Below are 10,063 nucleotides of genomic sequence, written 5' to 3' on the forward strand. Positions count from 1 at the left end.
CACATCCCAACCAATACCAGCGGCCACCGCCGCCTGCCGAGCCGGCATCTGCCCCGCACCCGCAGTCAACACCTGACCCATGATCACGTACTCCACCAGCGACGCCGCCACCCCGGCCTTCTCCAACGCCCCCTTGATCGCAACCCCACCCAAATCACTACCCGAAAAATCCTTCAACGAACCCATCAGCCTGCCCACCGGAGTACGCGCCCCAGCAACAATCACCGACGTCGTCATTTGCTACCTCCAAGAGATTTGCGGAGTCCGGCAACGCCCAAGGCACACCCCGGTTTTCGCACCGTACCTCACCCGGCCATTCAGATCCCAGGCCAACGTTTCCGTTGGGTGGACCGATCCAAATACACTTCAGTTAATCGTGACTAACATATCTGAGTTAATCAGGATTAACCAGCGCGCAGTAGAGGCTGTGACACAACACACCGACGGCGTGTCGGGATCTCCCGACATATCGACGGCGAGCGTCCTACGGCGTTTTGCAGTCGACGCGGCCGAACGGCATGGGCGCGAACGGCGACTACGCCGCGCTGCGGCAATGGTCCGTCGATCATGTGCCGCGGTTCTGGCGCGCCGCTTGGGGAGACGAAGGCCTCAAGCATCTTCGGCGGCACCACAGAAATCATGAAAGAAGTCATCGGCCGCCGCCTCACTACCCCGTGAGTGCCGGCCCATTCTTTCCCGCCAGCATCCACCGCGGCATGCCCGGGCAGTGACGCTTCGTCGCCGCTTGCTGGGCGTAGAGTTGTGATCGTCTTGGCGGAGGCGCACGGACACAGCAGCCACGGTCGCCTGGCGGAGGACGGAGCATATGGCGAGCGAACAAGATCCTCCGCCCGTGGCCGACACCGATACGGCGTGGGCAGCGATTTCAGATGGTCCGTTCGCAGAGCTGGGACCAACGCGTGAGCCGGTGGCCCAGCGGATAGTCCTAACCCTGGAGGCTTGCGCCTCCAGCACCGGGGCGATGACGATCATGGAGCTCGTCAAGGCGACCGGGCTCGCCAAAACGACAGTCCACCGCATGTGCTGGATGCTGGTCGAGTTGGGGCTCCTCGAGCACACACCCGATGGCTTCTCTGTCGGCAGCAAGATGTTCTCGCTCGCTGCGGCAAACCCGCGAATCAGCGAATTACGCATCGCCGCAATCCCTCACCTGGTCGAGCTCCAACGACAGACTGGGGCGATGACCAACCTGGCGATCCTGAGCGATGGTAAGGCCCTGGTCGTCGACGGTCTGTATACGCAGGGCGCACCTGTCCCACGCCTGATAGGGCATGCTCTGCCACTGCACTGCACGGCGGTCGGCAAGGCGATCGCTGCACAGCTCGATCCCGAAGAGCGTGACCGGCTCCTTTTCAGCAAGGGTCCTCTGCCGCGAGCCACCCGGGACACCCTCGTTCAGCCAGGACTGTTGCGTCGGCACCTCCAACGGGTCGCCGAGACCGGAATCGCGGTCGCCGACAGAGAGTTCCTACCCGGAATAAAATCCGTGGCCGCGGGATTTCGGCTGCGCGAAGGCGGCGCAGCCGCGATCGGAGTCGTCGAGGCGTGGAACAGCCCAACGCTGCGCAATGCACCGGTCGCCGTCGCTGCCGCTGCCGCTGCCCTGCAAAAGGCGCTGGCCTGAAGGCCGACGCCCGAACGTACGCGGCTACCTCTGGGCGACGTGCGCCTGAACTCGATCCCGAATTCCATTGGCAGCTCGCACGTCTCGTAACGCCGGGAAGTTCACACCGCGCTATCGTCAGGCCCCGCCGTCGGTTCCGCTGAACGGGACCTGACCGCCGATCAGTCCACTCAGATCGACCTTCAATCGGCGCATTGTTGCTGCATGATCCGATTCCGCTGTGTGGGACTCGGTGCTTTGGGACCGCTGACGGCCCCACGTACGTTCGCCGTGAATGCCGGTACTCGGACGGCATGGCTGGCTGGTAGGCATCAAATTCTTTGTTCACCTGACCACGCAGAGAGCGAGTGAGTTATGTCCAGCCGATGGGGTCCGGACGGAAAGCAAGCGGCAGTGAGCTTTACGTTCGACAACTTGGGTGAGGCGTCGGACATCGAATTCGGACGGTGGCCCAAGGATCGCGCCGTCGGTTCGCATCACAGCGCCTTGCGAGACCTGCCGGCGATTCTCGATGTGCTCGACACCAAAGTGACGTTTTTCTTCGAAGCCTGGAATCTCCACGTCTATCCCGACGCGGTGCGTGCGGTGGCGGAGGCGGGGCACGAGATCGGCTCCCACGGGATACGGCATGAGATCTGGTGCAATCTGACGGCCGACCAAGAACTCGACCACCTCAAGCGCTGCCAAGATGATTTCGCCCGTCACGACATCGAGATCATCGGGCTTCGCCCTCCCGGCGGAATCGCTGCGGCGAGCTCGGCCAAGACGTTGGCCGAGCTGGGGATGACGTATATCTCTCCGATCGGCGTGCCGGCCGGGGTACTCGACTCCGGGGTCGCGGTACTCACGGTTGAGATGGCCGCGACGGATGTCACCTTCTACAACGCCGACTTCGCCAAGTACCGCCACTACAAGCCGGGTCCAGAGGCCCTGACGCCCGAGGACATGGTGGAAGGGTTCATGTCCGAAGTCGAGAAGACGGTCGCGGCGGGAGGCTTCATGTCCGCCGTCTGCCATCCGATCTACCAATCGCCGACTCCCGAGAGCACCGACCCGGCTCGGATCGAGGCGATCGGCGAGATCGTACGGCGGATCACGGCCGACGAGCGAATCTGGCACGCCAGTTGCGGCGACGTCGCAGCCTGGATGCGACAGCACGAAGAGGACTTTCCGCCGCCTCCATCGCTGGACCCGCCCGATTGGTGGAATCCGTCGTTCTACAAAGACCTCAAGCGCGTCGGTCTGTGATTAGAGGCGAGGCTGGGCGGCGGGCCATTCGCCGGCCCAACGCGGGTTGGAGCAGAACATGAGAATCGCGCTCTTCGAAGCAAATCGCCGGGGTCCGCGCGTCGGCGTTGTGGATGGTGACGAACTGGTCGACCTGACCGACTGGGTCGGCCCGCTAGGGGGTTGCCCACTGGCGGCCTATCTCGCCCGCGCGGCCGATGACCTGCCACCGCTCACCGGGGAACGGGTGCCCATCGCGCAAGTATCGTGGCTGCCCCCGGCGCTCGGTGCCGCGGCGCTCCTTTGCGTCGGGGTGAACTACGCCGACCACGCAGAGGAGGCGAAGAAGCACGGCGTGAAAGCAGGTGAACACCCGGCCGTGTTCTCTCGGTACTGGCCCAGCGTGGTCGGTCACCTCCAGCCGATCGTGCGCCCCCGAATCTCCGAGCAGCTCGACTTCGAAGGCGAGCTAGTCGTCGTGATCGGCAAGGGATGCCGTGCGGTCCCGCGCGAGCGAGCTCTCGACGTGGTCGCCGGATACACGATCGGCCAGGAAGGAAGCGTGCGCGATTGGCAGCGTCAGGCGCCGACGCCGACCGCTGGCAAGAACTTCGCGCGCAGCGGTGCGCTGGGGCCGTGGATGGTGACCTCCGACGAGCTGGGCGACCCGGCCGCGCTTCATCTGACGACGAAGGTCAACGGCGAGACCATGCAGGACAGTGACACCGCGCTCATGGTCCACGATGTACCGGCGCTGATCGAGCACATCACAGCGTTCATGCCGCTGCTTCCTGGCGACGTGATCTTCACCGGTACGCCCGCAGGCCCGTTCGTATCCCGGCACCCGCAACGTTGGCTTACGCCCGGTGACGTTGTCACGGTTGAGATCTCAGGGATCGGGCAACTTCAGAACCATGTCATCGACGAAGACGACGCCACGGCGCCACGCGCCGGGGATCTGTAGCTGTCGATGGCGCGCCTGCCGTTTCTCAGTGGCGCGGATATTCCCGCCAACCTGCCGAACATCGTGCGTCGGCTCGAACAGGAACGCGGAAGTGTCCCGAACGTGTATCGCGTGCTGGCACATGCGCCACTTCTCGCCGACGCGTTCAGGACCGTCTCCCTTGCACTGCGCAATGATTCGCTCCTGGACCCGCGGCTTCGCGAGCTCGCCGTCCTGACTGTCGTGAACTCAGCACCGTCGCATTACGCGCTTGCGCACCATCGCCGGATGGCCTTGGCCATCGGCGTACGAGCTCAGCAGCTCGATGCTCTCGACGAGTTCGAGACGGCCCCGGTGTTCAGTGATGTGGAGCGGGCCGTCATGCGATATGCCCGCGAGGCGACGGTCGCGCTGGAGGTGAGCGATACGACGTGGGATGCCTTGACGACACACCTTCCATCAAGTCAGCAGGTGCTTGAGTTGGTGTTGCAGGTTGCCTGGTACAACGCATCCGCGCGGATCATGGTCCCGCTGCGCATCGAGCTGGAGGACGACTACCGGGACTCGCGCGATGCGATCGACGGCGACAACCGGACTCCCGACTCGCATTGATTCCGTTGGGCGGGACCAGCGCCTTGGGCTTGGGCAACCACACACCATATGTTCGGCAAATGCCGCCCTTGGGCGTGCTGAGGGCGAACGGATCGCGCGCACCCGATGGAGGAGCGAATATGACTGACCACTTAGCACTGCCCGGCCACGTGTCGCTGGACAAGATCGGAAAGGGATCCGCCTACATCCTCGGGCCGGGCGAAGGACAGCACTCGTTGGCCAATAACACCTTGCGCACACTGCTGGCCCGGGCCGACGACACGCATGGTGATGTCTCGGTGATGATGAGCTCGGGAGACCCGACGCGACCGACGATGCCTCATTTTCACCGGAACACAACCGAGGCCGTCTTCGTCCTCGACGGCAAGATCCGGGTGTGGCTCGATGACCAGAACGGCACGAAGATCGTGCGCGACCTCGAGGCCGGCGAATTCGGGATGCTCCCGCGAAATTGGATTCATGCATGGAAATTCGCGACACCGAAGAGCCGCCATCTCGGCATCATCGCGCCGGGCGGTTTCGAGCACATCGTCGAATTCTTAGACCCCACCCAGCCACCGTCGCTCGAGCGGCTGCTCGAAAGTGAGCGGCACATCGACGTGAAATGGCTGCCGGACTACCCGCTGTTTGGCGAAATCGACGACCTGCCGGTCTCTCCCGTGGACCGCTGATCGGAATGGCAACGCCTGAGACACCTCTCATGCGCGCCGCCGTCATCACCGCCCACGGCGGTCCCGAATGCCTTGCGGTGCAGGACTTTCCAGTACCGACGCCGAAGCCGGGACATGTGGTGGTGCAGGTCGCGGCGGCCGGGCTGAACTTCCATGACGTGATCGAGCGCCGCAGTGGCTATCCCGGTCAGGACCCACCGCCGATGCGGACCGGCTTGGAGGGCGCGGGCACCGTGGCGGCAGTCGGCACAGGTGTCTCGGCCCCAGCGATTGGGGACAGTGTGGTATGGGCTGCCGTGCCCGGCAGTCACGCACAGTTTGTGGAGGTGCCGGCCGATGTGGCGATTCCGGTGCCGGCATGGCTCAACGCCGTGGACGCTGCAGCCGTATGCTCCCAAGGGCTCACCGCACATTACCTCTCAAACTCGTTGCAGCCCATCACCGCAGGGGACACCGCACTGGTCTGGGCGGCTGGGGGCGGTGTCGGCCGGCTGCTGACTCAGATGCTCGCAGCCAAGGGTGCGCGTGTGATCGCCGCGACCTCCAGCCCCGCTAAGATCGAGGCCGCGATCTCGGCGGGTGCCGAACGGGCCGTCCTCGGTTCCGATGTCCCGGCCGCGGTCAAAGAATTAACGGACGGCGCGGGTGTCGACGTGGTCTTCGACGGTGTCGGCGCACCGACTTTCGATGTGAGCCTTGCCAGCGTGCGGCGGCGGGGCCTTCTGGTTGTGTATGGCCGCGCCGGCGGCCAGGTGCCGCCGATCGACCTGTTCCGTATCTCCAGTGCCGGCTCGGTTCGCCTGGTGCGCCCGCGGCTGGCAGATTTCGTCGCGACCCGCGAGGAGCTGATGTACAGGGCAACAGAGCTGTTCGATGCGATGCACCGCGGCAAAGTGACGGTGCGTATCGAGGCTACCTATCCCCTTGCACAAATTTCAGACGCGCACCGCCTGCTGGAGTCGGGGGCGGTAATCGGCAAGGTGGTCGTGCTCCCTAGCGCGTAGCCCACGCCCGACGCCTAGGGCGTCGAGTAGCCCTCCTCCAAATCAAGGTCGAGCATGCGCATCATCAGCGCTCCCGAGACATACCATGCCAGCGTCAGAGTCAGCTGCACCATCTGACGAGTCGTGAGATGGTCAGCGACAGCGTCCCACATCTGTTGCGGCACATCTGAACCGCTGCTGAATTGTTTGGCCAGCCGCATGACCGCCTTTTCGAAATCGTCAAACACATCGGCTGTCTCGAACTGCGGCACAGCGGCCACCTGCTCGGCGGTCAAGCCCGACGCGAGCGCGTAAGACTGGTGATGGGCCACTTCGTACTCACAACCCGTCTCGTGCCCGACCGTCAGGATGAGCAACTCCCGCAATCGAGGTCCCAGCTCGGCTGCACGCAGAGTGTTGGCGTAGGACAAAAAGGCGTCCAGTTGGTCGGGCGCATGTGTCAGTGCCAAGAAAATGTTCGGCGTCGGCGTCCTGCGCTCGGACTCGAGCCGATCGAAAAGCAGCTGTGCGTCCGCGCCGGCCTCAGCGCGGCGCAAGTACGGAACTCTGGCCACAATTCACCTCGTCTTCTTCGTCTAGCGCGGATTGCGTGTCGCCGCAATTGCGTTCACACATAACGGAATCACCCGCGGGCGGGTACCGCCAAATTTTTCGTCCCGTGTGATGGAACCAAGGGCGATCAGGTCAGTTGGTGGAAAGGATCTTGCTGAGTACCCGCAGGGCACGCCCGCGGTGTTCATCCAGTGCCGCGACGACCTCATCGGTTGCTCTGCGACGGACTGCGTCGAGAATTTCGTCGTGCGCGGCAACGGTCGCCGAGCGTTCCTCGGGTGAGTTGTAGTACATGGCTCGGTAGCACTCGGTGGAGTCCCAGAGCAGCCGGATCAGACGCATGGTTTGGGGTTGATCCGGCGCCTCGAGCATGCCGAAGTGGAACCGTCGGTTTGCCTCTAGTTCCGCGGCGACATCGCCTCGCCGCGCGGCTTCGGCGCACTCGCCGCCGGCCAGGGCGATTCGCTCGATGGCGTCGTCGTCCAGGTGGGGAAGCGCCGAACGCAACGCACGTTCTTCCAAGAGACGCCGTAGGGCGTAGATCTCTTGAAGGTCTTCGACACGCAACTCGGTGATGGAATAACCGCGCCGGGGCCGGTAGACGACCTGCCCTTCCTGTTCGAGGGCGCGCAGCGCTTCGCGGACCGGGGCAAGACTGACGCCCAACCGCTCGGCGATGTCTTCCTGACGAACCCGATCTCCTGGCCGGTACTGGCCAGCCACGATGGCCCGCCGGAGCTCGTCCAGCGTGTGCTGAGTAGTCGTTCCCGGGCCATCGTGGCGCGCGTTCATCGCGCCGACTCTATCTGTGACCTGATCACCTAAAGGCGTCGATTCCCGTCAGCGCATTGCCGATGACCAGCGAGTGCACATCGGCGGTGCCTTCATAAGTGACCACGGACTCGAGGTTGTTCATGTGGCGAATGACGGGGTACTCGAGTGTGATTCCGTTCGCTCCCAACACCTGTCGGGCCGTGCGGGCAACGTCCAGTGCGGCGTTGACGTTGCCCAGCTTGCCCATGCTGACCTGTTCAGGTCGCAACTTCCCTGCGTCCTTGAGCCGACCGAGGTGCAGTGCAAGGATCGTCGCGCGGTTGACCTCGAGAGCCATCGTTGCAAGCTTTTGCTGTTGAATCTGGAAGGACGCGATCGGCTTGCCGAACGCTACGCGCGTCGTGCTGTAATCGATCGCAGCCTCCAGACACGCTCGCGCGGCACCCACAGAGCCCCACACGATTCCGTAACGGGCCTCGTTGAGGCACGACAGCGGCCCACGCAGCGATGTCGCCTCCGGCAACATCGCCGAGGCAGGCAGCCGAACCTCGTCGAGAATCAATTCGGAGGTGATCGACGCCCGCAGTGAGAGCTTCTTGTGAATGTCCTGGGCGGAGAAACCCTTGGTGCCCTTGGGCACCAGGAACCCGCGGATGCCCTCTTCGGTGCGCGCCCATACGACGGCCACGTCGGCCACGGACCCGTTGGTGATCCACATCTTCTGACCGCGCAGCACCCAGTCTTCGCCGTCGCGACGCGCGTACGTGCGCATCGCGCCCGGATCGGAGCCGGCATCCGGTTCGGTGAGCCCGAAACACCCCACCGCTTCGCCGGCGGCCAGACGCGGCAGCCACTCCTGCTTCTGGTCCTCTGACCCCCAGCGGTGGATGGCGAACATTGCCAGCGACCCCTGCACCGACACCATGCTGCGGATGCCACTGTCACCTGCCTCCAGCTCGAGGCAGGCCAGTCCATAGGCGGTCGCACTCGTTCCCGCGCAACCGTAGCCGTCGAGATGCATTCCCAACACACCCAGCTTGCCCAGCTCACCAACGAGTTCACGGGGCACTCGCCCCTCCTCGAACCAATCCCCGACGTACGGCAACACGCGTTCACGGACGAAGGCGCGAACGGTGTCGCGAATGTCGCGCTCCTCGTCGGAAAGGACACTGTCCACGAGGAGGAAATCTTGCGGGGCCACAGCGACAGTCATGGCTGGGTCTCCTTGACCTAGGGGTACCGGTGTTCTAGCGTGATCTTCGATTTTCGAAAATCGATGATTGGAATCATGGCATATGGTGGCGGCGCTCGACAACCTCCGTGTTCTCGACTTCTCCCGGATTCTGGCCGGTCCGTTCGCAACGATGCAGTTGGCCGACCTGGGTGCCACCGTGACCAAGGTGGAACGCCCACTCACCGGTGATGACACGCGCAGCTGGGGACCGCCCTACGACGCCCGCGGGCAGGCCACCTATTTCCAGGCGGTCAACCGCAACAAGGACACGATTGTCCTCGACCTCACCGATCAGCGCGATCGCGCCGAGGCGCGACGACTGGCTGTCTCCGCCGACATCGTGGTCGAGAACTTCCGGCCCGGCTTGATGGCGAAGTTCGGCCTCGACTACGACCAGCTCAAACACGACAACGCTGGGCTGATCTACTGCTCGGTCACCGGTTTCGGCCGGGGTCCTGGCGCCGACCTGCCCGGCTACGACCTGTTGATTCAAGCGCTCGGCGGCCTCATGAGCATCACCGGCTCTCCCGAGGGCGAGCCGCAGAAGGTGGGTGTGGCGCTCGTCGATGTGCTGGCCGGGCTGTTCGCCACGGTCGGCATCCTGGCCGCGCTGCAGCACCGAACGGCGACCGGCGAGGGTCAGCGCGTCGACATCAACCTGCTGTCCTGTCTGCTCGCCGGCCTGGCCAACCAGGCCAGCGCCTACACGTCGGCGGGCGTTGTCCCCACGCGAATGGGCAACCAACACCCCAGCATCGCTCCCTACGAGCTGGTCGCCTGCGCAGAAGGGAACCTGGTTGTCGCCGTCGGGAACGACCGCCAATTCGCCGCCCTGTGCGAAGTGCTCGGTGCCCCCTGGCTCGCCAGTGACGCGTCGTACGCGACCAACCCCGCCCGTGTGCAGCACCGGAAGGAATTGCGCGCCGAACTCGAGCGTCTGCTCGCGGCGAAGACGGCTGGCGACTGGACCAAGGTATTGTCCGAGGCCCGCGTACCGGCCGGGGTCGTCAACGACATCGCCGGCGCCTTCGAACTCGCCGACAACCTCGGCCTCGACCCCATCGTTACGCTCCCCCGCGATGACGGCGGCTCGGTATCGCTCTGTCGAAACCCGATCAACCTGTCCGCGACACCTCCGGTCTACCGCAGCGCGCCGCCAGATTTCCCCAAAATTCCTTCGCCACAATGCAACTCATGACCAACCAATCGCTTTCCGGGCGGACGTTGCTCATGTCGGGCGGCAGCCGCGGCATCGGACTGGCCATCGCGATGCGCGCCGCACGCGACGGCGCGAACATCGCGTTCATCGCCAAAACCGACACCCCCGATCCCCGCATCCCGGGCACCGTGCACACCGCCGCCGCCGAAATCGAAGCCGCAGGTGGAAACGCCCTGCCAATC

10 protein-coding genes and 2 pseudogenes are annotated in these 10,063 nt (G+C 64.4%); 8 read left to right on the top strand and 4 right to left on the bottom strand.

The features are described 5' to 3' along the window. Positions 1–237 (bottom strand): annotated as a pseudogene (locus VJV41_RS02230) (acetyl-CoA C-acyltransferase); the annotation flags it as partial. 616 nt (positions 238–853) lie between these two features. Here VJV41_RS02230 and VJV41_RS02235 point away from each other — a divergent pair. From VJV41_RS02235 to VJV41_RS02260, 6 genes are all read left to right on the top strand, one after another. Next, positions 854–1,645 (top strand): IclR family transcriptional regulator, encoded by a 792-nt coding sequence (locus VJV41_RS02235; RefSeq protein ID WP_325330655.1) that lies wholly within the window; start codon positions 854–856, stop codon positions 1,643–1,645. Between the two features lie 393 nt (positions 1,646–2,038). Further along, positions 2,039–2,893: a polysaccharide deacetylase family protein gene (locus VJV41_RS02240; RefSeq protein ID WP_325330657.1), complete on the top strand. Its 855-nt coding sequence runs from the start codon at positions 2,039–2,041 to the stop codon at positions 2,891–2,893. A gap of 58 nt (positions 2,894–2,951) precedes the next feature. Next, complete coding sequence (locus VJV41_RS02245; RefSeq protein ID WP_325330659.1) at positions 2,952–3,836, top strand: fumarylacetoacetate hydrolase family protein; 885 nt, start codon at positions 2,952–2,954, stop codon at positions 3,834–3,836. 6 nt (positions 3,837–3,842) lie between these two features. Further along, a complete protein-coding gene (locus VJV41_RS02250; RefSeq protein WP_325330661.1) occupies positions 3,843–4,427 on the top strand; it encodes a carboxymuconolactone decarboxylase family protein in 585 nt (194 codons plus the stop codon). A 119-nt stretch (positions 4,428–4,546) separates the two neighbouring features. After that, entirely contained in the window at positions 4,547–5,098 is a 552-nt protein-coding gene (locus VJV41_RS02255) for a quercetin 2,3-dioxygenase (RefSeq protein WP_325330663.1), read from the top strand. A gap of 29 nt (positions 5,099–5,127) precedes the next feature. Further along, entirely contained in the window at positions 5,128–6,102 is a 975-nt protein-coding gene (locus VJV41_RS02260) for a quinone oxidoreductase (RefSeq protein WP_325330665.1), read from the top strand. Between the two features lie 14 nt (positions 6,103–6,116). On the opposite strand, the gene VJV41_RS02265 is transcribed toward VJV41_RS02260, so the two are convergent. From VJV41_RS02265 to VJV41_RS02275, 3 genes are all read right to left on the bottom strand, one after another. Further along, positions 6,117–6,656 (bottom strand): carboxymuconolactone decarboxylase family protein, encoded by a 540-nt coding sequence (locus tag VJV41_RS02265; protein ID WP_325330667.1) that lies wholly within the window; start codon positions 6,654–6,656, stop codon positions 6,117–6,119. Positions 6,657–6,786: 130 nt separating this feature from the next. After that, positions 6,787–7,446: a GntR family transcriptional regulator gene (locus tag VJV41_RS02270; RefSeq protein ID WP_325330669.1), complete on the bottom strand. Its 660-nt coding sequence runs from the start codon at positions 7,444–7,446 to the stop codon at positions 6,787–6,789. A 25-nt stretch (positions 7,447–7,471) separates the two neighbouring features. Further along, positions 7,472–8,641, bottom strand: a complete 1,170-nt coding sequence (locus VJV41_RS02275) for an acyl-CoA dehydrogenase family protein (protein WP_325330671.1) — start codon at positions 8,639–8,641, stop codon at positions 7,472–7,474. Between the two features lie 82 nt (positions 8,642–8,723). Between VJV41_RS02275 and VJV41_RS02280 the strand changes: the two genes are divergently transcribed. Beyond that, a complete protein-coding gene (locus VJV41_RS02280; protein WP_325330672.1) occupies positions 8,724–9,860 on the top strand; it encodes a CoA transferase in 1,137 nt (378 codons plus the stop codon). Next, positions 9,857–10,063 (top strand): annotated as a pseudogene (locus tag VJV41_RS02285) (short chain dehydrogenase); the annotation flags it as partial. The gene VJV41_RS02280 and the pseudogene VJV41_RS02285, both read left to right, overlap by 4 nt.

The organism is Mycobacterium sp. (assembly GCF_035274705.1).
GTDB lineage: Bacteria > Actinomycetota > Actinomycetes > Mycobacteriales > Mycobacteriaceae > Mycobacterium.

What these genes read in the sequence shown, in the direction of transcription:
- VJV41_RS02245 (WP_325330659.1), top strand. Translation starts at nt 2,952, where the DNA reads ATGAGAATCGCGCTCTTCGAAGCAAATCGCCGGGGTCCGCGCGTCGGC.
- VJV41_RS02250 (WP_325330661.1), top strand. Translation starts at nt 3,843, where the DNA reads ATGGCGCGCCTGCCGTTTCTCAGTGGCGCGGATATTCCCGCCAACCTG.
- VJV41_RS02255 (WP_325330663.1), top strand. Translation starts at nt 4,547, where the DNA reads ATGACTGACCACTTAGCACTGCCCGGCCACGTGTCGCTGGACAAGATC.
- VJV41_RS02260 (WP_325330665.1), top strand. Translation starts at nt 5,128, where the DNA reads ATGCGCGCCGCCGTCATCACCGCCCACGGCGGTCCCGAATGCCTTGCG.
- VJV41_RS02270 (WP_325330669.1), bottom strand. Translation starts at nt 7,446, where the DNA reads ATGAACGCGCGCCACGATGGCCCGGGAACGACTACTCAGCACACGCTG.
- VJV41_RS02275 (WP_325330671.1), bottom strand. Translation starts at nt 8,641, where the DNA reads ATGACTGTCGCTGTGGCCCCGCAAGATTTCCTCCTCGTGGACAGTGTC.
- VJV41_RS02280 (WP_325330672.1), top strand. Translation starts at nt 8,724, where the DNA reads ATGGTGGCGGCGCTCGACAACCTCCGTGTTCTCGACTTCTCCCGGATT.